Below are 20,529 nucleotides of genomic sequence, written 5' to 3' on the forward strand. Positions count from 1 at the left end.
GGGGAGGGGTTCAGCCGGCGGCGGTGTGGACCGGTTCGCCGTCGACGTAGGTACGGAGCACCCGTACGTCGCCGATCTCCTCGGCGGGCAGTCCGAAGGGGTCGCGGTCGAGTACGGCGAGGTCCGCGTACTTGCCCGGCTCGACGGTGCCGGTGACCTCGTCGAGGTGGTTCACCCAGGCGCTGCCGGCGGTGTAGGCGGTCAGGGCCTGGGCCAGGGTCAGGGCCTGCTCGGGGAAGAAGGGCTCGCGGACCTCGCCGGGGGCGGGGGCGTCGGCCTCGCCGGCGGGGACGGTGCGGTTGACGGCGACGTGGACGCCCCAGAGGGGGTTGGGGCTGCTGACCGACCAGTCGCTGCCGGCCACCAGGCGGGTGCCGGCGCGCTGGAGGTCGCCGAACGGGTACTGGAGGGCCGCGCGCCGCGGGCCGAGGAAGGGGATGGTCAGCTCGTCCATCTGCGGTTCGTGGGCGGCCCACAGCGCCTGGATGTTCGCGGCGGCGCCGAGGCGGGCGAAGCGCCCGATGTCGTCGGGGTGGACGACCTGGAGGTGGGCGAGGTGGTGACGGTTGTCGTTGGCGCCGTTGGCCGCGAGGGCCGCCTCCAGCGCGTCGAGGACCTCCCGCACGGCGCGGTCGCCGAGGGCGTGGAAGTGCAGTTGGAAGCCGGACCGGTCGAGGATCCGCACCGCTTCGGCGAGCAGCGCCGGCTCGACGAAGCTGAGCCCGGAGTTGGCGGTGGCGCAGCCGCAGCCGTCGAGGTAGGGCTCCAGCATGCCGGCCGTGAAGTTCTCGGCGATGCCGTCCTGCATGATCTTCACGCTGGTGGCGTTGAAGCGTCCGACGCGTCCGCCCCGGCGGCGCTCCTCGATCTCGGGGATCTGTTCGAGGCCGCGCTCGCGGTCCCACCACAGTGCGCCGACGACGCGGGCCTTCAGGGAGCCTTCGCGGGCGGCCCGCAGGTAGACGCCGTAGTTGTCGGGCTGGGCGGGGAAGGCGCCGATCATGGCGTCCTGCCAGGCCGTCACGCCGAGGGAGAAGAGGTGCCGCTGCGCGGCGAGCAGGCCGGCGTACGCCTCGTCGGGGGTGGCGCGGGGCACGTGGCGGGCGACCAGTTCCATGGCGCCCTCCTGGAGGGTCCCGGCCGGGGTGCCGTCGGGCTCGCGCTCGATCCGGCCGTCCGCCGGGTCGGGGGTGTCCCGGCCGACTCCGGCGCGTTCGAAGGCGCGGGTGTTCGCCCAGGCGCCGTGGCCGTCGCGGTTGGTGAGCAGGACGGGCCGGTCCGGGACCACCGCGTCGAGCATGGCCCGGGTGGGGGTGCCGCCGGGGAAGGCGTCCATGGACCAGCCGCCGCCGCGGATCCAGGCCGCCTCGGGGTGCTTGCGGGCGTAGGCGGCCACCACGGCCAGGTACTCGCCGGCGGAGCGGGCCTCGCCGAGGTCGCAGCCGAGCATCTGGACTCCGGCCACCACGGGGTGGACGTGGGCGTCCTGGAAGCCGGGGAGCAGCAGGCCTCCGGCGAGGTCGACGACCTCGGTGGCGCGGTCCGCGAGGGGGCGTACCTCGCTCTCGCCGGCGACGGCGAGGATCTTCCCTCCCCCGACGGCGACGGCCGCCCGGACGGGGGCCCGGGAGGTACCGGTGAAGACCTTCCCTCCCACGAAGACGGTGTCGGCCCGCTGACTGCTGCTGCCCATCGCGCATCCTCCGGCTCGGCGGGCGGGGCCCGCACGGCTTGCTGGTTGAGGAGGAGTGAACGGGAGCGCAACAGTGTTGTCAACGGTGTTGCGCTGACTCCCCGCCGGATCGATACACTGGCCGCACCATGCCGAAGCCACCCGACACCCCCGGCCGTTCCAAGCGGGCCGGAAGCCAGCTCACCCCCGAGGCGATCATCGACGCGAGTCTGCGCATCGCGGCGCGCGGCAGCGAGGACGCCTTCACGGTCCGCCGCCTCGGCGAGGAGCTCGGCACCGATCCGACGGCGGTCTACCGCCACTTCCGCGACAAGGACGAGCTGCTGCTGTCCGTCGCCGACCGCACCCTCGGAGAGGTGCTCGCCGGCATCCCGGAGGGGCTCGGCTGGCAGGACCGGCTGCGGGCACTGGCCGCCGGTTCGCTGGAGGTCGCCCTCAAGTACCCGGTGGTCGGCTCGGCCATGGCCAGCCGGACCACCCGCCGGACCAATGAGTTCCGGGTCGTCGAACTGATCCTCGGGGCGGTGCGGGAGGCCGGGCTGGAAGGGGCCGAGGCGGCCGCGCACTACCGGATGGTCGGCGACTCCATCCTCGCCTGGGTCGGCCAGCGCGCCGCCTACCTGCTGTTCCCGCCGGAGGTGCGGGAGGCGGACGAGGCCTCCTGGAGCCGTGAGTACCGGCTGGTCGACCCCGGCGGCTTCCCGAACATCACCCGGCTCAGCGGCGAACTCGCCGAGGTGACGGAGGAGGAGATCTTCCGCCTCCGGGTCGAGGCGCTGATCACCGCGATCGAGGAGCGGGCCCGCACGGCCAACGGGACTTAGGCCGTTGTCAGTTGGTGTCGCCAGTGCTGTGGCCGGGAAGGTTTGCCGGGTCGCGGTGTCCGGTGCGGTGCATCGCAAGGCGGAGGACCGCGGCTCGTACTGGACGTACTTGCGCGGTCCGACAACGCGGCGAGGTGCCGTGCCGGGCGCCGCGACCCGGTGGACCTTTCCGGGCACGGCACTAGCCTGGACCGCATGGACGAGATCAACGGTGTGGAGGTCATCGCCTTCGCGGATGCCGGAGCCTTCGAGAGCTGGCTGGAGCGGCACCACGCGCGCGCCGACGGCGTGTGGATCAAGGTGGCCAGGAAGAAGTCCGGCATCCCGTCGGTCACCGACGACGAGTTGGTGGACATCGGCCTCTGTTACGGCTGGGTCTCCGGCCAGCGGCGTTCGCACGACGAGCGGCACTACCTCCAGAAGTACGTACCGCGCCGCCCGAGGAGCCTGTGGTCGCAGGTCAACGTCGAGAAGGTCGCGGCGCTGACGGCGGCCGGCCGGATGCGCGAACCGGGGCTCGCGGAGGTGCGCAGGGCGCAGGCCGACGGGCGGTGGGCTGCCGCGTACGAGTCCCAGCGCACGGCGGCGGTCCCGCCCGACCTGGCGGCCGCCCTGGAGGCGGACCCCCGGGCCCGGGCGGCGTTCGAGGCCCTCGGCCGGAGCGCCCGCTACCAGCTGGCGCTGCCGCTGCTCCAGGCCCTGACCCCGGAGACCCGCCGGGCCCGCCTCGACCGGGCCCTCGGCACGCTGCGGCGCACGGAGGAGCCCGGTCCGGGGCGATGACGGCCCGTCAGCGGCGCAGGCCCGCCAGCTTGTCGGGGTTGACCTGGATGCGGATGTTGCGCATGAGGCCGCCCTCCAGGTCGTAGGTGAGCGAGCCGATCGGCTCGTCCCCGGCCAGGGCGAGGACGCTGAGCTCGCCGTTGATGACCGCCGGGACGACGGTGACCCCGGCCATGGCCGGCTTGGACAGCACGCCGATCAGGAAGCGGCCCACGTGGTCCTGGCCGTACAGCGGGCGGCGGCCGGCGGTGACCTTGCCGCCGCCGTCGGACCAGGCGGTGACGTCGGGGGCGAGCATCGCCAGGACCTCGTTCAGGTCTCCCCCGGAGCAGGCCTTCAGGAAGCGCTGCGTGATCCGCTCGCGCTCCGCGGTGTCGCTGTCGTAGCGGTGGCGGCGCTCCGCGACGTGCTTGCGGGCGCGGTGGGAGATCTGCCGGACCGCCGGCTCGGGGCGGTCCAGGAAGCCGGCGATCTCGGCGTGGGAGTAGCCGAAGACCTCGCGCAGCACGAACACGGCGCGCTCCACGGGTCCCAGCGTCTCCAGGACGACCAGCATCGCCGTGGAGACGCTCTCGGCGAGCTCCTGCTCCTGCGCCACGTCGGGTTCGGTGAGCAGGGGCTCCGGCAGCCAGGGACCGACGTACTCCTCCCGCGTGGCGCGGGCGGAGGTGAGCCGGTTCAGGGACAGGTTGGTGACCGTGCGCACGAGGTACGCCTTGGGGTGGCGTACCTCCGAGCGGTCGGCCTTGTTCCAGGTCAGCCAGGCGTCCTGGACGATGTCCTCGGCGTCGCTGACGGTCCCCAGCATGCGGTAGGCGGTAGCGAACAGCAGCCTTCGGTGTTCGTTGAAGGGGTCCGTTTCGGTTTCGGTCGTGATCACCGTTCGATTCTGCCCGGCGTACGGCGGGCCCGGCCACCCCTCCCCCCCGCCGGATGTCAGTCGAAGGTGCGCACCCGCTGGTCGTGCAGGTCGTAGCGGGCCGCCGCCACGGCGAGCTTCCCGGCGGAGATCGCGCGGGCCAGGTCCGGTTCGGCGGCGAGCCGGTCGCGGGTGCGGCGGGCGTGGGCGTCGATGGTGGCGCTGACGCGGGCGTCGCCGTGCTGGCTCCGGTCGATCGCCGGGCGGATCTGGTCGGCCAGGTACTGGATGTGCGCCGGCAGCCGTTCACCGGTCTCGTCGGCGTGGACGGCCGCGCCGACGGCGCCGCAGGACTGGTGGCCGAGGACCAGCACCAGCGGGATCGCGAGCTCCAGGACGCCGTAGGCGACGCTGCCGAGCACCGCCTCGTCCAGCACCTCGCCCGCCGAGCGGACCGTCAGCAGGTCGCCGAGGCCCTGGTCGAAGACGAGCTCCGGGGGGACCCGGGAGTCCACGCAGCCGAGGACGACGACGAAGGGGCTCTGCCCCTTGGTGAGCCGCAGCCGGGTCGACGGGGACTCGTGGGGGTGCTCCTGGCGGAACGTGCGCCAGCGCCGGTTGCCGGCGGCGAGCTCGCGCAGGGCCTGCTCGGGGGTCGTGGGGCGGGATCCGGTGGTGGGCGCGGGCGGGGCGGCGGATGCCGGGAAGGCGGAGCCCAGGGCGAGGACGGATCCCGCGGTCGCCGTGCCGGCCACGGCGGTGCGCAGCAGGGTGCGCCGGCTCGGCGAACTCGCCCCGTGCGCGGCGGTGTTCGGGGACGCCCCCTCAGAAGAACTGTTCGAAGTGCGTATGTTCGAAAGCATGCGCGACGGTACCCGCCTTTACCGTCCCTTGACCAATGCATGTAAATTTATCGACCTGAATCCATCTGCTGGTGGCTCAATCCGCCCTGGCGATGGTGTGCATTCCCACGACGGCCACCCGCCCCTCGGTACGGATCACACAGGTCGCGGACTCCCGCAGCAGAACCGCGTCGTGGCGGCAGAGTTCGGTGCGGGCATCCGGCAGCCCCGGGCGGTGGAGGGTCGCCGGACCCTCCAGGGCCACGACCAGCAGGGTCTCGTCCGGCAGCGCGGTGAGGGCGAGTTCGCCCCTGACGACGGCGCTCCGGGCCCGGACCCGGTCCCGGTGGTACATCACGTTGAAGTTCACGACGGGGCCGCCCAGCAGCCGGCAGTCGGTCGGCCGGTCCCCGGGGAAGTGCTGCGGCGCGTACCGCTCGTCGACGAGCCGCGGGGCGCCGCCGACCGTGAGGTCCATGCCCGCGCCCTCGGCCAGGGTGAGGATCCGGTCGACACCGGGGAAGCTCGAGAACGGTCCGTCGGCCTCCACCTCGGCGAGGCTGACCCGCCAGGCGAAGTCGTCCGTCCCCGCGTTCTCGGGCCGGGCCGCGATCTCGCGGGTGACGCCGCCGCCGTTCTTCCACGGTGCGGCCGTCCGGTCGGCGGCGCGCAGGATCCGGATCTCGGCGGGGCCGGGCATGACGGTGTTTCCTTCCCTCGGGTCCGTACCGCCGGGGCTTGCGGTACGGACCCGGGCGGCGAAGGCCGAGCCTAGCGGGGAGCCTTCAGCAGCCGCTGGTCCAGGTGTGGGAGCCCCCCTGGTCGTTGGCGCCGGCGTCGCGGCCGACCTCCTGGCCGGGGCCAGGCAGAGGGTGACCCCGCCCAGCAGCTTGCGGCCCTCGTACACCTTGACGTGACCCTTCACTCCGAGTGGCCACTGCGGAAACGTTGCTGCTCACCCGGCCCGGCGGCCCGGCCGGGCGGCGGCCGGTCAGCGCAGGATGCCCGCCTGCCGGGCCGCGCGCAGCCAGGAGGGGAACTCCGACAGGAGCCGGTCGTACAGGTCCTGGTCCGAGACCCTGTCGATGTCGTCGACGGCGAAGAAGCCGACGTTGTCCACGCGCCGCCCGGGCATGGTGTCGAAGCGCTCCAGTACGCCGAAGCCGGCCCGGCCGAGTCCGACGAACTGCCAGAACACCGGCTCCTCCACGGCCGCCCGCAGCTCCCGCTCGATCTCGTCGTTGCGGTACACGCCGCCGTCGGAGAAGAACAGCACCAGGGTCGGGGCCGGCACCGGGTGGGAGCGTACGAAGTCCCGCACCTCGGCGATGACCTTCTGCTCCTCGTTCTGGAAGCCGACCTGCCGCATGTCCACCTGGCCGGGCACCAGGCCCTTGGGCGGCTTCTTGCGGCCGAAGAGGCTCATCTGGCCGACCCGTACGTGCAGGCGCAGCCACTCGGGCAGGTCGCCGACGGCGAGGTCCGGCAGCCGGGCCGGGTTGGTGGCGAAGGTCCAGGCCTGCATCTCGCCGTCGTCGTCGAGCTGCGCGGCGACGGCCGCCATCCGCTCGACCACGCTCGCGACGGTGCCGCGCGCGTACAGGGTGTTCATCGATCCGGAGGCGTCGAGGACCAGGACCACGCGGGCCGTGACCCCCTGGGCGCCGGCCTTGCTCAGGCTGACGGCGACCTGCTTCTTGCGCAGCGACAGGCGCCCCCGCATGTCTTCGGGGAGCCACTCCTCGCCCTTGACCAGCCGTACGGCTGCCTCACCGGCCACCGGGGCGGGCGCGGGCGCGGGCGCTGGTACCGGCCGGGGAGCGGGGGCCGGCGCGGGCGCGGCGGCCGGTGCCGGGGGCCGCGCGGGGACGGCCGCGGGCGGCGGGGCGTCGTCCACGGTGATGCCGTAGTCGGTCGCGAGTCCGGCGAGCCCGCTCGCGTACCCCTGGCCGACGGCCCGGAACTTCCACGCCCCGGCCCGCCGGTAGAGCTCGCCGCTCACGAAGGCGGTCTCCGGCCCGGCCTCCATGTCGAAGCGGGCCAGTTCGGCGCCGGAGACGGCGTCGAGCAGGCACAGGTGCAGTCCCGGGACCCGGCCGAAGGTGCCGCCGTCGGCGGAGGCGCAGAGCACGACCCGCTCGATGTCGCCCTCCAGCGCGGCGAGGTCGACGTCGAGGGTGTCCGCGCCGGGCCGCTTGCCCAGGTGGCGTACGGCTCCCGAGGCGTGGCGGGGCTGGTTGTAGAAGACGAAGTCCCCGTCGGAGCGGACCCGTCCGGTGCCGGCCAGCAGCAGCGCGGAGGCGTCCACGTCGGGCACTCCCGGCCCGGCGGACCAGCCGAGCACGGCTCTGACGGAGGTGGCGGCGACCGGGACGTTGGCGCCTTTGCTCATTGTCGTCACGCGGACAGTCTGCCCGCTGGGCCCGCTCCCCGGGCCCGAATCGGCCCGGAACGCACGGCGCCGGGGTCCGCACCCACTGGTGCGGACCCCGGCGCCGCGGCGAAGCCGTCCGGAGGCTCAGGCGGGCACGATGTTCTCGGCCTGCGGGCCCTTCTGGCCCTGGGTGACGTCGAAGTTCACCTTCTGGCCCTCCTGGAGCTCGCGGTAGCCCTGGGTGGCGATGTTCGAGTAGTGGGCGAACACGTCGGCGCCGCCGCCGTCCTGCTCGATGAAGCCGAAGCCCTTTTCCGCGTTGAACCACTTCACGGTGCCGGACGCCATATCGATTCTCCTTCGGGGCCGTACCCGGAGCCGCACTGTGCGGACCCGGAGTCGCCGTGATGATTGACCCTGTCCGAAGATCTCCGGGAACCACACCTGCAACTGCCAGGACCGTAGCACAGGGCTCCCGCATAAATGCAGAGCGTTACGTCGATCGGGTGTACGTAATCAGCCGCGGAACTCGTCCGTGCGGACGGGCGAGGCCTCGGCCAGGGCCCGGGTCACGGCCTCGACGCCGCCGCGCAGCCCGTAGACGGGGGTGTCGGGCTGCTGGCGCCAGGACTCGTCGAGGCCGCCCGCGTCGACGGTGTCGAAGCCGAGCTCGTCGATGAGCGCGCGGACCGCTTCTTTGGCCTCCTCGCGGTCGCCGGCGACGGGGAGGGCGATCCGCTCGGGGTGTCCGGCGGGCCGCGGCCGGTCGATGATGTCGGCCGCGTAAGTGCCGTTGAAGGCCTTGACCACCGGGTGCCCCAGGTGGCGTTCGGTCCAGCGGCTCTCGGTCAGGCCCTCGTCCTCGACTTCGGCGATCCGGCCGTCGCGGTGCTTCGGGTAGTAGTTGCCGGTGTCGATGACGGTGAGGTCCTCGGCCGCCCCGTCGAAGAGTCCGGCGGGCAGGTCGGGGATGTTCTTGAAGGGGATGGTGACCACCACGATCTCGGCGCCGCGCGCCGCTTCGGCCACGGTGACGGGGGTGGCGCCGGTCTCCTCGGCGAGGGCGGCGAGGGTCTGCGGGCCCCGGGAGTTGGCGACGGAGACCTGGTGTCCGAGCGAGGTGAGCCGGCGGGTGAGGTTGCCGCCGATGTTGCCGGCGCCGATGATGCCGATCTTCATGAGCCCTCCAGTGCGGAGTCGGATATCGCGTTCGTCGCAACCTCCGGCCGGCCCGCGGCATTCCGCTGCGGCACGGACCCAAGGGAACGGATCGCCCGTACGGGCGAAATCTCGCCATTTCCCGGACAAGTAGAACCGGGTGGCGGTCCGTCCCCGTCATCCAGGGCAGCCGGGAACCGTACCGGCACGTGATCCCGGGGAAAGGTACCGACCGATGCTCCAGCTCCCGACCAAGCGCGTCACGTCCATCGCCCTCGCCGCCACCGCGGGGGCGGCCGCCCTCTCCTTCGCCCTCGCCGCCGGCACCTCCGCCACCGCGGCCGCGCCGCCGTCCGTCTCCGGCAGCCCGGAGGGGGCGTTCACCCGGATCGCCGACTTCTACGGCTCGTACGTCGACGCGGTCTACGACGGGGACGGCGCGACGGCCGAGCGGCTGCGCGCCTTCTACCTCTCCGAGCCCCTCCAGCGGGAGCTGAGGCAGTGGGAGGACGCCCACCACGCCGACGGGGTGCTGCGCGCCCAGAACGTACCGCTCAAGTGGAAGGTGACGTCCGTCGACAGCGGGATGGGCAAGACCAACGCCGCGGTCACCCTGACCTGGAGCGGCAACACCACCACGACGGTCCACGTGCAGGCCGACCTGGCGACCAGGAAGATCACCGCGATCCGGGACTGACCCCGGACACGCCGGTGGGGCCCGCCGACGGCGGGCCCCACCCGTGATCTCAGGCGCCGCTCGCCCCGAGCATCCCCTCGCGCTCCACGATCTTCACGCGCTCGCGGCCCTGCGGCTCGCCCAGCGCCTTCTCGGCGGCGTCCAGCTTGTACCAGCCGTCCCAGGTCGTGTAGCGGACCCGCCGCTCGGCGAGGAAGGCCTCGACCGCCTCCGGCTCGGGGGTGGCGGGGGTGAGCAGACGCCCCTCGGCGTGGTCGGCCAGCAGGTTGGCGACGGTCTCGTTCGCGTCGCCCTTGGTGTGGCCGATCAGACCGATCGGGCCGCGCCGGATCCAGCCGGTGACGTACGTCGAGGCGAGGTGCCCGCCGTTCTCGATGACGCGGCCGCCCTCGTCGGGCACCGTGCCGGACTCCACGTCCCAGGGCAGCTTGGGCAGTTCGTCGGAGAGGTAGCCGACGGCCCGGTAGACGGACTGGACGTCCCAGGTGGTGAACCGCCCGGTGCCCTTGACGTTGCCGGTGCCGTCCAGCTCGGTGCGCTCGGTGCGCAGGCCGACGACCTTGCCGTCCTCGCCGAGGACCTCGGCCGGGGACTCGAAGAAGTGCAGGAACAGCTTGTGGGGGCGGTCGCCGATGTCGCGGATCGCCCAGTTCTCCAGGGTCTTGGCGACCATGTCGGTCTGCTTGTTCTTGCGCCGCTCGGCGATCGAGCCCTCGTCGTACTCGATGTCCTCGGGGTTGACGATGACCTCGATGTTGGGCGAGTGGTCGAGCTCGCGCAGCTCCATCGGGCTGAACTTCGCCTGGGCCGGGCCGCGGCGGCCGAAGACGTGGACCTCCAGGGCCTTGTTGGCCTTGAGGCCGTCGTAGACGTTCGGCGGGATCTCGGTCGGGAGGAGCTCGTCCGCGGTCTTGGCGAGGATGCGGGCGACGTCGAGGGCGACGTTGCCGACGCCGAGGACGGCGACCTTCTCGGCCTCCAGCGGCCAGGTGCGCGGAACGTCGGGGTGCCCGTCGTACCAGGAGACGAAGTCGGCCGCGCCGTAGGAGCCGTCGAGGTCGACGCCCGGGATGCCGAGGGCACGGTCCGCGGTGGCGCCGGTGGAGAAGATGACGGCGTCGTAGAAGGCGTGCAGCTCGTCGAGCGAGATGTCGTTCGGGTAGTCGACGTTGCCGAAGAGGCGGACCTGCGGCTTGTCGAGCACCTGGTGCAGGGCGGTGATGATGCCCTTGATCCGCGGGTGGTCGGGGGCCACCCCGTAGCGGATCAGGCCGAAGGGTGCGGGCATCCGCTCGAAGAGGTCGATGGACACGCCGGGGTCGCCCGCCGCCTCGGACTTCAGCAGCGCGTCGGCCGCGTAGATACCGGCGGGGCCGGCGCCGACGATTGCTACCCGCAGAGAGCGAGGCATGACAGGGTTCCCTTCGACCGACAATCTGACTGATCAAGGAAACCCTAAACTAAGGCCACCCTAACCCGGCACCCGCCCCCGGGTTATGGCCCCATAAACAGATCTTATGCCTTACCAAAGTCTGACTTTGGGACCGCTCAGGCCTCGTACTCGGTGAGGTCGATGCTGTGGAGGGTGAGCCGGGCGCCGGTCTCCGGGTCGGAGGTCTCCCCGTCGCTCCGCATGCCGAGCTTGCGGATCACGTTCTCGGACTCCTCGTTGCCGAGCCGGTTGACGGCGACGACACGGTCGAGGCCCCGGTCCTGGAGGGCGAACTCCAGGGTCGCCTGGGCCGCTTCGGAGGCGTAGCCCTGGCCCCAGAAGGCCCGGCCCAGGCGCCAGCTGATCTGGACCTGGTGCCGCGTCTCGGGCAGGTCGTCGGCGGCGGACAGGCCGACGGCGCCGATCAGCTCGCCGGAGGCGAGGAGCTCGACGGCGAACAGGCCGAAGCCCTCGTCGTCCCACTCCTCCTCCCAGCGCTCGATGGCGTCGGCGGTCTGTTCCAGGTCGAGCCCGGAACCGTCGCCGATCCAGCGCATCACGTCCGGGTCTGCGTTGATCTCCGAGAGGGGGACGAGGTCGTCGTCGGTCCAGCGGCGGAGGAGGAGGCGGGGGGTGCGGATCTCGGTCATGCGCACATCCTGCCGAACGGGGTCCGATCAGGGGTAATCGGCCCCGCTCGGACCGGGCCGGACCGGGCCGCCCTCAGGGCACCGTGATGGCGTCGAGCTTCGCGCGCAGGTAGACGTGCGAGTCGACCGGCTCGTGCGCCACCCTGCCGACCGGGGCGGGCAGGGACTCCACGCGGGTGTGCGCGTCGCACTCGTAGAAGTAGACCAGCGACACCAGTTCCTCGGCCGGGGCGTGCGCGGGCGGCGGCAGCACCCGGTGGCGGCCGGCCCGCCAGCGGTCCCCGGTCCAGCGGGCGAGCAGGTCACCGATGTTGACGGTGAGCGCCGCCGGGTCCCAGGGGGCGTCCTGCCAGCCCCCTTCGTCGGTGTGGATCTGGAGGCCGCCCGCGCCCGGCTCCCGGTCCAGGACGGTCACCGTCCCGAAGTCGGTGTGCGGCCCGATGCGGAACTGCCCGGGCAGCGGCTCGCCGACCGTCCCGGTGCCCGGGTACCAGTTGACGTTGAACCCCCAGGTGGGGTGGCCGGTGTGGCGGGTGAAGTGGTCCTCGGGCAGGGCCAGGGCCACCGCCAGCAGCTCCAGCAGTTCGTCCGAGAGGGCCCGCATCGCGGCCAGGTACTCGGCCACCGGCGGCCGCAGCCCCGGCACCTCGGCGGGCCAGGTGTTGGGGCGGAACCACTCGGCGTCCACCGAGGGCACCCCCGTCGGGTCCTCGGCTGCCCAGGACCAGGACTCCTTCAGGTCGGGCGGCGAGGCCGTCCCCTCCGCGTAGCTGTTGGCCTCCGCGCCGGGGCCGAGCCAGCCGCGCCCGCCGACGCTGACGGCGTACGGCTCCTTCGCCTCCGGCGGCAGCCTGAAGAAGGTGCGGGCGGCCTCCCGGATCCGGGCGGGCAGCCCCGGGTCCACCCCGTGTCCGGTGACCAGCAGGAAGCCGGCCGCCTGGAGCGCCTCGTCGACGCGGGCGGCGGTCCGGGCGCGGGCGGCGGGATCGCCGGAGCGCCACGGCCCGAGGTCGATGACGGGAACCTGGGTGCTGGGCATGGGGACCTGCCTTCCGGGAAGGGGCCGGGAGTCCGCTCCGAGCGTAGGGGGCAGGGGGGCTCCGGGGCCGCCGAACGGCGGTGCGTGGTCCGGACGGGGGCGGCCGGGCCTCCCTCGTCGACCGGGTCCCGCCCGGCGTCCGGGGCCGGCGGGGCGGGCCGGGGCCGGGGGGCAGTCCGGCAGGGGCCGTGCCGGCGGGGTCAGTCCGGCAGGGCGGTGCCGCAGCGGGAGCAGTAGCGGGCGCCGGACTCGGTGGCGAGCCGGCCGCAGTCGGGGCAGACCCGGTGCAGCAGGCACGCCGTCTCCCCGCCCTCGGCGGTGCCCGCGGCCCGCCCGGCGGTGCCGATGCCGAGGCCGGGGCGCCGGGTGTGCACGGTGAGGTACGTCAGCCCCTGCGGGCCTGCGGTCAGGGAGCGCCGGGCACCGCGCGCGAGCCAGCAGGCGGTGTGCGGGCGCAGCCGGTGCGGGCCTTCCTCGGTGTCGATCCGGCCGCCACCCGCCACCACGACGAGCAGGACGTCGAGGGCGGGCTCGGCGTGCTCCGCGATCACCGTTCCGGGACGCAGCCGGATCAGGTTGGAGTCCAGCCCGCGCCCGGTCCCGGTCAGCCGCCACAGGGCGCCGGTCGCGTCGGCGGGGGCTTCGGCGATCACGGCGTCGAGGTCCGTGAGGATCCCGGCGAGATGGGGGTGCGTCGTCATTGCTGGTCCTTCCCTGCCGCAAGCTCGTGCCTCCGCAGTCATACACGATCACGGCCGGCCGTTTCCGGCCGATCCGCTGTTTGTGCTCCGACTGCCCGCAGTCCCTCCTGCCACACCCCGACGGCTTCCCCAGAAGGCCGGGGCGATAGGGTCGTGTCCGGATTGCGCCGTCCGTACCCGGATCGGACACCCCCTACCCCTCCGGCCCCGGCCGACGGTCGATCACCGTCCAGGCGCGGCCGCTCCTGCCTCCCTGCCCCGCCCGTACCGGAAACCTGCCCCCGCATGCACCCCAGCACCACCGCCACCGCCACCGGCGTGAGCGCCGACGCTCCCGCTCCCGTCCCCTCCCCGCGCAGGCGCCTGGTCACGCCCCGGGCCCCCGCCCGGCCGAGCGCGGCCGCCGCCGTCCACAGCGTCAGCGCCGCGACCACCGTGCTGCTCGGCCTCGTCGGGATCGGCGCGCTGATCCACGAGCCGGTCCTGATACCCCCGCTGGCCGCGAGCGCCGCGCTGGTGCACAGCGCCCCCACCCTGCCGCTGGCCCAGCCGCGCGGGGTGGTCGTCGGGCACCTGATCGGCGCGGCGGCCGGTTTCGCGGTCCTGGCCGTGGCGGGCAGCAGTGCCTGGGCGGCGGCCCTGGCGGCCGGGCTCACCCTGGCCCTGCTGACGCTGGCCCGCACCCCGCACTCCCCGGCGGTGGCCACCGCCGTGGTGACCGTGCTCCAGACCCCGGCGCCCGCCCGGTTCGTCCCGCTGCTCTTCGGGTCGACCGTGCTGCTGGTCCTCACCGGTTACGCCGGGTCCCGCATCCGCCGCACCGCTCCGAGGTACCCCGCGTACTGGTGGTGACCTGCGGGCGCGCCTGCGCTGCGGCGAGGGGGCGCGGACGCTACTCCTTGTGGTGTGGAAATTTCTGCGAAGGACGTCTTCGGGGCCCCCTGCTGGGTGAGTCTGATGGCCCGCGACCTGGAGGCGTCCCAGCGCTTCTACGCGGCGGTCGTGGGGTGGAGCTTCCGCCGGGCCCGGCTGGGCTCGGCCTTCTCGGTGGCCGTGCTGGACGGCGTACCGGTCGCCGGGATCGGGGCGCTGGCCACGGATCTGGCGGTGGCGGTGGCCTGGACCCCGTACTTCGCGGTCGACGACGTGGACGTGGCGGCCTCCCGGATCCGCGAGCGCGTCGGCACGGTCGCGGTGGGCCCGGTGTCCTTCCCCGGGGGCGGGCGGGCCGCGCTGGTCGCGGACCCGGACGGCGCGGTCTTCGGGGTCTGGCAGGGGCCCGTCTCCTCGGGCTGGCGGGTGGGCGTGGGACCGGCGCCGGCCTGGCTGGAGCTGCGGACGCGGAACGCCTTCGACGCCGCCCTGTTCTACGGCGAGGTGCTGGAGTGGGCCAGCGGCCGCGAGGGGTGCTGCGAGGTCTCGTACGAGGAGGAGCGGGTCGTCCTGCGGCAGGGCGGGGAGCCGGTGGCCCGGCTGGACAGCGGCCCGGTGGAGCCGGGCGGCTACGCCCCGCACACGCGGCCCCGCTGGCACGTGCACTTCCGGGTGGCGGACCTGGACTCCGCCGTCGAGTCGGCCCTCGACCTCGGCGGGCGCACCGTGTCGGTGGTCACCTCGGACGGCACCGAGCGCTCCCTCCTGCTCCGCGACCCGGACGGCGCCCTGTTCACCCTCACGGAGCGGGTCGCGCCGCCCGGACCGGAGGACGGCGCGCGCTGACGGGTCCGCTCGCCGGTCCCCGGACCCGCGGGGAGACTGGGTCCGGGAGGAGGTACGCCATGGACCCGGTGGCGGCACTGGACCGGATCGCGTTCCTGCTGGAGCGCGCGCAGGCACCGACCTACCGGGTGCGGGCCTTCCGTACGGCGGCGGCCGCCGTGGCGCAGCTGGGCGGGCGGGAGACCGCCGAGCGCGCGGCGGCCGGAACCCTGGAGGCGGTCAAGGGCATCGGCCCCAAGACCGCCGAGGTGGTGCGCGAGGCGCTGGCCGGCCGGATCCCCGAGTACCTGGGCGCCCTGGAGGAGGAGGCCGCGGCGATGCCGCAGGGCCCGCCCGCCTCGCCCGCCGCCACCGCGCTGCGCGCCGCCCTGCGCGGGGACTGCCACCTGCACTCGGACTGGTCCGACGGCGGGAGCCCGATCGGGGCGATGGGGCGGGCCGCCGCGGAGCTGGGGCACGAGTGGGCGGTGCTGACGGACCACTCGCCGAGCCTGAAGGTGGCCCGGGGGCTGTCGCCGGAGCGGCTGCGCGAGCAGCTGCGGGTGGTGGCGGAGCTGAACGAGGAGTGGGCCCCCTTCCGGCTGCTCACCGGCATCGAGTGCGACATCCTCCTCGACGGCTCGCTCGACCAGGAGCCGGAGCTGCTGGAGCGGCTCGACCTGGTGGTGGGGTCCGTCCACTCGAAACTGCGGATGGAGTCGCCCGCGATGACGCGACGGCTCCTCAAGGCCGTGCGCAATCCGTTGCTGGACGTCCTCGGGCACTGCACGGGCCGGCTGGTGACGGGCCGGACCCGGCCCGAGTCCACCTTCGACGCCGAGGCCGTCTTCGCGGCGTGCGCGGAGTCCGGCACGGCCGTGGAGATCAACAGCCGCCCCGAGCGCCTGGACCCGCCCCGGCGGCTGCTGCGGCTGGCCGTCGCGGCGGGCACCCTCTTCGCGGTCGACACCGACGCGCACGCCCCGGGCCAGCTGGACTGGCAGATCCTGGGCTGCGAACGGGCTGCCGAGTGCGGGGTGCCGCAGGAGCGGGTGGTCAACACCTGGCCAGCCGACCGGCTGCTCGCCTGGACCGCGTAGGCCGTTTCTTTCGGACCGGCCCCTCTTCTGATATCTCGTCATGGGGCCGCGCCAGGACTCCGGCGCGCAATGCCGCGTGAGGCCGCGCGCACGTTGCCCGAACGGCACATCCGGTGTTGCGGAAGGCTCGTCTCCGGTCCGGGGGACGGGACGGGGCCCCGGCCGCGCGGTGAGCGGCCGGGGCCCCGTCGGGTGCGTCAGTGCGGGTCAGCCCCCCGTGCCGGCGGACGGGCGGCGGTACTTCAGGGCCAGGCCGGCCAGGACCGCCCCGGCGCCGGCGCAGAGCACGACGGTGACCCCGGACCACGCGTACGGGCCGCCGAGCGCGCCGTCGAGCGGGTCGAAGAACACCAGGCCGCCCACGATGTGCAGGGTGACCACGGCGAGCGCGGCCACCGCCGCCGCACGCCAGACCGCCGGGGTGTCGCGTACGGCCAGCAGGGCTCCGAGTGCCAGGCAGAGCAGGGACACCGCGAGCGGTGCCAGCGATTCGGGCGCCGGGGGCCGGGCCAGGTTGCCGGGCAGGTGGAGGACCCCGCACAGCAGCAGCGCGGCGGCCGTCGGCCAGCGCAGTACGTGGCCCAGCGCGCCCCGCGCCGGGGCGGAGGCGGGCACCCGGTCCGGCTCGGGCCGCGGTGGCGCGGCGACGGCCGCGGGCACCGGAGCGGCGGGGGGCCGCACCGGCTCCGGGGCGGGGGCCGCCGCCGGCGGGTCCTGCACCGGCGGGGGCGGCGCCGACCGCGCGGGGGGCCGGTCGGTGCGCGGGGTACCGTCGGGGCCGAGGATGCGGGCCAGCAGGGCCACGTCCTCGATGGGCCGTCCGACGGCCGCCGCCCGCAGGGTGATGTCGGCCTCGGCCTCCTCCAGGGGGTGCTCGCCCAGCAGGGCCACCATGTGGCGGACGTCGTCGACGGGCCGGGTGACGGCGGCCGCGCGGAGCGCGTCGTGCCCGGGGTCCAGCCGGCCGGTCTCCTTCAGGAGGCTGACCAGGGCGGTGACCTCCTCGACGGGGCGGCAGGTCGCCGCCGTCTCCAGCAGGGTGCGTACGGGCTCGGGGTGCGGGGCGGGGCTTGGGTCTGGGCCGGGCCGGGGCTCGCGGTCCGGCTCGGCGGGGGCCGGGCCGGCGGGGGCCGGGCCGGCGGCCGGCAGGTCCGGGCCGGCGGCCGGCAGGTCCGGGCCGGCCGGCAGGTCCGGGGCGGCGTCTGGTGCGGGGGGCGCGGGGGTGGCGGGGCCGTCGGTGGGGTCCGGGGTGGCGGGGAGCCCGTCGCGGTCGCCGGGTTCCGTCGCCGCGAGGGTGCTGGGGTCATTCATGGAAAGCTCCGTTCGCCGACGCGCGGGTCTACACATCGCGCGCCGGTCATCGTGCGTCATGGGAATCGCACGCTTTGTTACATTCAGCGGCACCGGCCACGACTGCGCCATTCGGGGCGGGCAATCGGGGGGCTCCCCGGCGTGTCCGCACCCCGCACCGGACACGCCGGGACCAAGGCGGGCCGGGGGTGGCCGGGGCGCGCACAGTGGCCTGACCGACTCGTAGAGGAGGGGCGCAGCCGTGCCGGATCCCCGTCCCGCCCGCAGCGGGCGCGTCCACCGCGGACTGCTGGGCGCGCTGCTGCCCGCGCTGGTCCTGCTGATGCTCTGCGCCGCCGGTTCGGGGCCGCCCGCCGCCGTGGCGGTGGCCGGAGCCGGCGGACGGCCGGTGGCGGGGACCGCCGAGGGGCCCGTACGGGGCCGCGCGCACGGCGCGTACGACACGTTCGAGGGAATCCCCTACGCGGCCCCGCCGACGGGTCCGCTGCGCTGGCGGCCGCCGCGGCCCGCGCCGCGGCGGGCGGGGGTGCTCGACGCCGGTGCGCCGGGGGCGCACTGCGCGCAGCTGCCCGCGCTCGGGCCGGGCGGGCCGGACGGCTCGGAGGACTGCCTGTTCCTGAACGTCACCGCCCCGGCGGGGCGGGGGCGGGCGCGGCCGGTGATGGTGTGGTTCCACGGCGGCGGCTTCCGCTTCGGCTCGGGGGACGCGTACCGGCCGGGGCCGCTGGCGGTGGCGGGCGACGCGGTGGTGGTCACGGTCAACTACCGGCTCGGCGTCTTCGGGTTCTTCGGCCACCCGGAGCTGGGCGGCGCCCCGGACTTCGGGCTCGCCGACCAGCAGGCGGCACTGCGCTGGGTGCGGGCGAACGCGGCCGGCTTCGGCGGTGATCCTGGACGGGTCACCGTCTTCGGGGAGTCGGCGGGCGCGCTCAGCGTCTGCGCGCACCTGGTCTCCCCCGCCTCGGCGGGCCTGTTCCAGCGGGCGATCGTGCAGAGCGGGTCCTGCTCGACGACGATGCCGCCGTACTCGGTACTGCCCGCGGTGGGGACGTACGAGCCCTTCGTGCCCGAGGAGCGCACGGTCGCGGCCGGCGGGGCGGCGGCCGACTCCCTCGGCTGCGGCGGCCGGCCCGAGGGCCGGGTGCTGGACTGCCTGCGCGCCCTGGACACGGGCCGGCTGCTGACGGCGGAGCTGGCGGAGCGGTTCTCGGGGGTCGCGTACGGCAACGCCCTGCTGCCGCTGGAGCCGGTCCGGGCGCTGGGGGCGGGGCGGTTCCACCGGGTGCCGGTGATGCAGGGGAACAACCTCGACGAGATGCGGCTCTTCCTCGCGCAGACGCTGGCGGCGTATCCGGTGGGCGGTGGGGAGGCCTACCGGACGCGGCTGCGGGCCTCCTTCGGCGCGGCGGCCCCCGAGGTGGAGGCGGCGTACCCGGCGGGTGCCTTCGCGACGCCCGCGCTGGCCTGGGCCGCGCTGCTCTCCGACGCCTCCTTCACCTGCCCGGCGCTGCGGGACGGCCGGGCGCTGACCCGGCACGTGCCCGCGTACCAGTACCTCTTCGCCGACCGGGGAGCGCCCAATTTCACCGGGCTGCCGGAGCCCGCCGGTTTCCCGTTCGGGGCGGCGCACGGCTTCGAACTGCCCTACCTGTTCTCGATGGTGGAGCTGGCGGGGCCGCAGCGGGCGCTGTCCGGGCGGATGACGGGCTACTGGACGCGTTTCGCCCGCACCGGTTCGCCGGACGGGCCGGGCGCCCCCGCCTGGCCCCGGTTCGCGCCGGGCGCCCCCTCGGTGCTGGAGCTGGCGCCGGGACCGGGCGGGATCCGCCCGGTCGACGCGGCGGCCTCGCACCACTGCGCCCTCTGGGACTCCCTCACCTTCCCCGAGTCCCCCGCTGCGTAGGCGGGTTGCGCGTCAGAGCCGGACGTCCCAGGTGAGCGTGGAGGTCAGGGCGCGGGCGGCCTCGGGGTCGCGGACCGAGGGGGTGCGGTCGGCGACGGCCACCGACAGCTTGTGTCCGCGCAGGTCGAGCAGCCACAGCTCGGCCACCCGGACCTCGGTGCGTCCCGCGAACCGCTTGAGCTCGCGGCCGTCGAGGTACCAGCGGACCTCCGGCTGCCGGCCGTCGGGCCCGTGGAGGCGGGGGACGGCCGCCTTGGCGGTGTGCCCCAGCCGCAGGGTGCGGTCGGTGGGGGTGAGCGGGGTGGCCAGGCGCGCGTGCCGGTGGAAGCCGGTGGTCATCGCCTCGACCCCGGGGAGGTTGAAGGGCTTGCCGAGGACCCGCATCAGGGAGTTGTCGGTGGGCCGGTAGAGGCCGGTGACGTAGTAGCCGCCGCCTTCGTACGCGCCGACGGTGCCGCCGTCGGGCGAGGTCTCGCCGAGCCAGCGGTACCACTTGGCCCGTTCCGCCGCCATCCGGGAGGCGTCGAGGGTGGAGGTGTTGGGGTCGCCGGGCTCGGGGCCGGTGTACTTCTCGTAGCCGGGGACGCCGGGGTAGAAGTACTCGTCGGCGAGCTTGCCGAGGGAGTGGCCGGTCTCGTGGATGGCGACCTGCCCGGACTTGGGGTGGCCGGCGGAGGCGGTGGAGATGCCCTCGTAGCCGAGGGCGGCGCTGGGCTCGTTGTATCCCGCGCCGCCGTACTTGGCGCTGTTGGCCAGGACGATGACCAGGTCCGCGGCGGGCGCCTTGGCGACGTACGCGTCCACCTTGGGCTGGTCCACGCACAGCAGCCGCTCGATGGACTCGCACCAGAAGTACGAGCCGAGCGCGGTGTCCCGGACGGTGTCCGGGCCCGGGTCGCCGGTGACCCCGGACTGGGCGGAGACGGCGTCCACGGTCCAGACGTTGAAGAGGTCGCGGTAGGTGGTGTACGGCTCGACGGCGGTGACCTCGGCCCACTTGGCCCGGGCGTCGGCGTGGAAGCGGTCCAGTTCGCCGGCGGTGTAGCCGTCGCCGATGACGACCACGTCGAGCCGGTCGGCGGTGGGGCCGTTGTCGATCATCTTGGTGACCTGGCCGTCGGCGGCGCGCGCCGCCTCGGAGAGGCGGGGCGCGGCCTGGGCCCGCCCGGCGGCGGGTACCAGGGCGTGGCCGGATCCGGCGTCGCCGCCCTGTTCCGGCCCGGGTATCTCGACGCGCACGCCTGCCGGGCGGGGCGGGTCGGCGGCTGCCGCGGGCGCGGTCGCGGCGGCCAGCAGCGCGGCGCTCGCGCAGGCCGCGGCGAGCGCCGTGCGCAGGGCGGGGCGCGGGGCCGTGCGCGGGGCCGGCCGGACGGGTCGCCTCATGAAGTCCTCCGTGGGGGAAGGGAGTCGGACGGGTTGTTAAGCAGTGGATTAACTCTGCTGAACCGGGTGCTTAAACTAGGCG

Annotated in this window: 20 protein-coding genes; 7 read left to right on the top strand and 13 right to left on the bottom strand. The window is 74.6% G+C overall.

Going from position 1 to position 20,529, the window contains the following annotated elements:
- Nucleotides 1-10 precede the first annotated feature (10 nt).
- Nucleotides 11-1,693 carry an amidohydrolase gene (locus tag ACZ518_RS07225; protein ID WP_469112010.1) on the bottom strand — a complete coding sequence of 561 codons (1,683 nt, stop codon included), beginning with the start codon at nt 1,691-1,693 and terminating at the stop codon, nt 11-13.
- Between the two features lie 128 nt (nt 1,694-1,821).
- On the opposite strand from ACZ518_RS07225, the gene ACZ518_RS07230 reads away from it, so the two are divergent.
- Both ACZ518_RS07230 and ACZ518_RS07235 read left to right on the top strand, forming a co-directional pair.
- A complete protein-coding gene (locus ACZ518_RS07230; protein ID WP_469112011.1) occupies nt 1,822-2,517 on the top strand; it encodes a TetR/AcrR family transcriptional regulator in 696 nt (231 codons plus the stop codon).
- 195 nt (nt 2,518-2,712) lie between these two features.
- Nucleotides 2,713-3,300: a YdeI/OmpD-associated family protein gene (locus ACZ518_RS07235; protein WP_469112012.1), complete on the top strand. Its 588-nt coding sequence runs from the start codon at nt 2,713-2,715 to the stop codon at nt 3,298-3,300.
- A 7-nt stretch (nt 3,301-3,307) separates the two neighbouring features.
- Here ACZ518_RS07235 and ACZ518_RS07240 read toward each other — a convergent pair whose 3' ends face one another.
- The 6 genes from ACZ518_RS07240 to ACZ518_RS07265 all read right to left on the bottom strand — a co-directional run bounded on the left by ACZ518_RS07240 (nt 3,308) and on the right by ACZ518_RS07265 (nt 8,554).
- The gene (locus ACZ518_RS07240) at nt 3,308-4,180 is read right to left on the bottom strand and encodes an RNA polymerase sigma-70 factor (protein ID WP_469112013.1); all 873 of its coding nucleotides are present in this window, start codon (nt 4,178-4,180) and stop codon (nt 3,308-3,310) included.
- A 56-nt stretch (nt 4,181-4,236) separates the two neighbouring features.
- Nucleotides 4,237-5,022, bottom strand: a complete 786-nt coding sequence (locus ACZ518_RS07245) for a carbonic anhydrase (RefSeq protein WP_469112014.1) — start codon at nt 5,020-5,022, stop codon at nt 4,237-4,239.
- A 76-nt stretch (nt 5,023-5,098) separates the two neighbouring features.
- Nucleotides 5,099-5,701 carry a HutD/Ves family protein gene (locus ACZ518_RS07250; protein WP_469112015.1) on the bottom strand — a complete coding sequence of 201 codons (603 nt, stop codon included), beginning with the start codon at nt 5,699-5,701 and terminating at the stop codon, nt 5,099-5,101.
- 291 nt (nt 5,702-5,992) lie between these two features.
- The gene (locus ACZ518_RS07255) at nt 5,993-7,393 is read right to left on the bottom strand and encodes a VWA domain-containing protein (RefSeq protein ID WP_469112340.1); all 1,401 of its coding nucleotides are present in this window, start codon (nt 7,391-7,393) and stop codon (nt 5,993-5,995) included.
- A gap of 126 nt (nt 7,394-7,519) precedes the next feature.
- Nucleotides 7,520-7,723, bottom strand: coding sequence for a cold-shock protein (locus ACZ518_RS07260; RefSeq protein ID WP_007268031.1), 204 nt, complete (start codon nt 7,721-7,723; stop codon nt 7,520-7,522).
- A gap of 168 nt (nt 7,724-7,891) precedes the next feature.
- The gene (locus tag ACZ518_RS07265; RefSeq protein WP_469112016.1) at nt 7,892-8,554 is read right to left on the bottom strand and encodes an NADPH-dependent F420 reductase; all 663 of its coding nucleotides are present in this window, start codon (nt 8,552-8,554) and stop codon (nt 7,892-7,894) included.
- 214 nt (nt 8,555-8,768) lie between these two features.
- Here ACZ518_RS07265 and ACZ518_RS07270 point away from each other — a divergent pair, with 214 nt between their 5' ends.
- Nucleotides 8,769-9,230, top strand: a complete 462-nt coding sequence (locus tag ACZ518_RS07270) for a hypothetical protein (RefSeq protein WP_469112017.1) — start codon at nt 8,769-8,771, stop codon at nt 9,228-9,230.
- 49 nt (nt 9,231-9,279) lie between these two features.
- On the opposite strand, the gene ACZ518_RS07275 is transcribed toward ACZ518_RS07270, so the two are convergent.
- The 4 genes from ACZ518_RS07275 to ACZ518_RS07290 all read right to left on the bottom strand — a co-directional run bounded on the left by ACZ518_RS07275 (nt 9,280) and on the right by ACZ518_RS07290 (nt 13,052).
- Nucleotides 9,280-10,641, bottom strand: coding sequence for an FAD-dependent oxidoreductase (locus ACZ518_RS07275; protein ID WP_469112018.1), 1,362 nt, complete (start codon nt 10,639-10,641; stop codon nt 9,280-9,282).
- Nucleotides 10,642-10,778: 137 nt separating this feature from the next.
- A complete protein-coding gene (locus ACZ518_RS07280; RefSeq protein WP_469112019.1) occupies nt 10,779-11,312 on the bottom strand; it encodes a GNAT family N-acetyltransferase in 534 nt (177 codons plus the stop codon).
- A 73-nt stretch (nt 11,313-11,385) separates the two neighbouring features.
- Nucleotides 11,386-12,351, bottom strand: coding sequence for an isopenicillin N synthase family dioxygenase (locus ACZ518_RS07285; protein ID WP_469112020.1), 966 nt, complete (start codon nt 12,349-12,351; stop codon nt 11,386-11,388).
- A 200-nt stretch (nt 12,352-12,551) separates the two neighbouring features.
- Nucleotides 12,552-13,052 (bottom strand): hypothetical protein, encoded by a 501-nt coding sequence (locus tag ACZ518_RS07290; RefSeq protein WP_469112021.1) that lies wholly within the window; start codon nt 13,050-13,052, stop codon nt 12,552-12,554.
- A 285-nt stretch (nt 13,053-13,337) separates the two neighbouring features.
- Between ACZ518_RS07290 and ACZ518_RS07295 the strand changes: the two genes are divergently transcribed.
- The 3 genes from ACZ518_RS07295 to ACZ518_RS07305 all read left to right on the top strand — a co-directional run bounded on the left by ACZ518_RS07295 (nt 13,338) and on the right by ACZ518_RS07305 (nt 15,850).
- Nucleotides 13,338-13,904, top strand: coding sequence for an HPP family protein (locus ACZ518_RS07295; RefSeq protein WP_469112022.1), 567 nt, complete (start codon nt 13,338-13,340; stop codon nt 13,902-13,904).
- A 105-nt stretch (nt 13,905-14,009) separates the two neighbouring features.
- Complete coding sequence (locus ACZ518_RS07300) at nt 14,010-14,771, top strand: VOC family protein (protein WP_469112341.1); 762 nt, start codon at nt 14,010-14,012, stop codon at nt 14,769-14,771.
- A 59-nt stretch (nt 14,772-14,830) separates the two neighbouring features.
- A complete protein-coding gene (locus ACZ518_RS07305) occupies nt 14,831-15,850 on the top strand; it encodes a PHP domain-containing protein (RefSeq protein WP_469112023.1) in 1,020 nt (339 codons plus the stop codon).
- Between the two features lie 207 nt (nt 15,851-16,057).
- On the opposite strand, the gene ACZ518_RS07310 is transcribed toward ACZ518_RS07305, so the two are convergent.
- Nucleotides 16,058-17,161 (bottom strand): hypothetical protein, encoded by a 1,104-nt coding sequence (locus ACZ518_RS07310; protein WP_469112024.1) that lies wholly within the window; start codon nt 17,159-17,161, stop codon nt 16,058-16,060.
- 241 nt (nt 17,162-17,402) lie between these two features.
- On the opposite strand from ACZ518_RS07310, the gene ACZ518_RS07315 reads away from it, so the two are divergent.
- On the top strand, nt 17,403-19,064 hold the full coding sequence (locus ACZ518_RS07315) for a carboxylesterase/lipase family protein (protein ID WP_469112025.1): 1,662 nt from the start codon (nt 17,403-17,405) through the stop codon (nt 19,062-19,064).
- Between the two features lie 12 nt (nt 19,065-19,076).
- Here the strand turns inward: ACZ518_RS07315 and ACZ518_RS07320 are convergent, their stop codons facing one another.
- Nucleotides 19,077-20,447, bottom strand: a complete 1,371-nt coding sequence (locus ACZ518_RS07320) for a M64 family metallopeptidase (RefSeq protein WP_469112026.1) — start codon at nt 20,445-20,447, stop codon at nt 19,077-19,079.
- Between the last annotated feature and the right edge of the window lie 82 nt (nt 20,448-20,529).

The organism is Streptomyces sp. NPDC033966 (assembly GCF_055575955.1).

Bases quoted from the DNA above. Each gene is read 5' to 3' on its own strand.
- ACZ518_RS07225 (WP_469112010.1), bottom strand. From the start codon at position 1,693: ATGGGCAGCAGCAGTCAGCGGGCCGACACCGTCTTCGTGGGAGGGAAG.
- ACZ518_RS07230 (WP_469112011.1), top strand. From the start codon at position 1,822: ATGCCGAAGCCACCCGACACCCCCGGCCGTTCCAAGCGGGCCGGAAGC.
- ACZ518_RS07235 (WP_469112012.1), top strand. From the start codon at position 2,713: ATGGACGAGATCAACGGTGTGGAGGTCATCGCCTTCGCGGATGCCGGA.
- ACZ518_RS07245 (WP_469112014.1), bottom strand. From the start codon at position 5,022: ATGCTTTCGAACATACGCACTTCGAACAGTTCTTCTGAGGGGGCGTCC.
- ACZ518_RS07250 (WP_469112015.1), bottom strand. From the start codon at position 5,701: ATGCCCGGCCCCGCCGAGATCCGGATCCTGCGCGCCGCCGACCGGACG.
- ACZ518_RS07255 (WP_469112340.1), bottom strand. From the start codon at position 7,393: ATGAGCAAAGGCGCCAACGTCCCGGTCGCCGCCACCTCCGTCAGAGCC.
- ACZ518_RS07260 (WP_007268031.1), bottom strand. From the start codon at position 7,723: ATGGCGTCCGGCACCGTGAAGTGGTTCAACGCGGAAAAGGGCTTCGGC.
- ACZ518_RS07265 (WP_469112016.1), bottom strand. From the start codon at position 8,554: ATGAAGATCGGCATCATCGGCGCCGGCAACATCGGCGGCAACCTCACC.
- ACZ518_RS07270 (WP_469112017.1), top strand. From the start codon at position 8,769: ATGCTCCAGCTCCCGACCAAGCGCGTCACGTCCATCGCCCTCGCCGCC.
- ACZ518_RS07275 (WP_469112018.1), bottom strand. From the start codon at position 10,641: ATGCCTCGCTCTCTGCGGGTAGCAATCGTCGGCGCCGGCCCCGCCGGT.
- ACZ518_RS07280 (WP_469112019.1), bottom strand. From the start codon at position 11,312: ATGACCGAGATCCGCACCCCCCGCCTCCTCCTCCGCCGCTGGACCGAC.
- ACZ518_RS07285 (WP_469112020.1), bottom strand. From the start codon at position 12,351: ATGCCCAGCACCCAGGTTCCCGTCATCGACCTCGGGCCGTGGCGCTCC.
- ACZ518_RS07290 (WP_469112021.1), bottom strand. From the start codon at position 13,052: ATGACGACGCACCCCCATCTCGCCGGGATCCTCACGGACCTCGACGCC.
- ACZ518_RS07295 (WP_469112022.1), top strand. From the start codon at position 13,338: ATGCACCCCAGCACCACCGCCACCGCCACCGGCGTGAGCGCCGACGCT.
- ACZ518_RS07300 (WP_469112341.1), top strand. From the start codon at position 14,010: ATGGCCCGCGACCTGGAGGCGTCCCAGCGCTTCTACGCGGCGGTCGTG.
- ACZ518_RS07305 (WP_469112023.1), top strand. From the start codon at position 14,831: ATGGACCCGGTGGCGGCACTGGACCGGATCGCGTTCCTGCTGGAGCGC.
- ACZ518_RS07310 (WP_469112024.1), bottom strand. From the start codon at position 17,161: ATGAATGACCCCAGCACCCTCGCGGCGACGGAACCCGGCGACCGCGAC.
- ACZ518_RS07320 (WP_469112026.1), bottom strand. From the start codon at position 20,447: ATGAGGCGACCCGTCCGGCCGGCCCCGCGCACGGCCCCGCGCCCCGCC.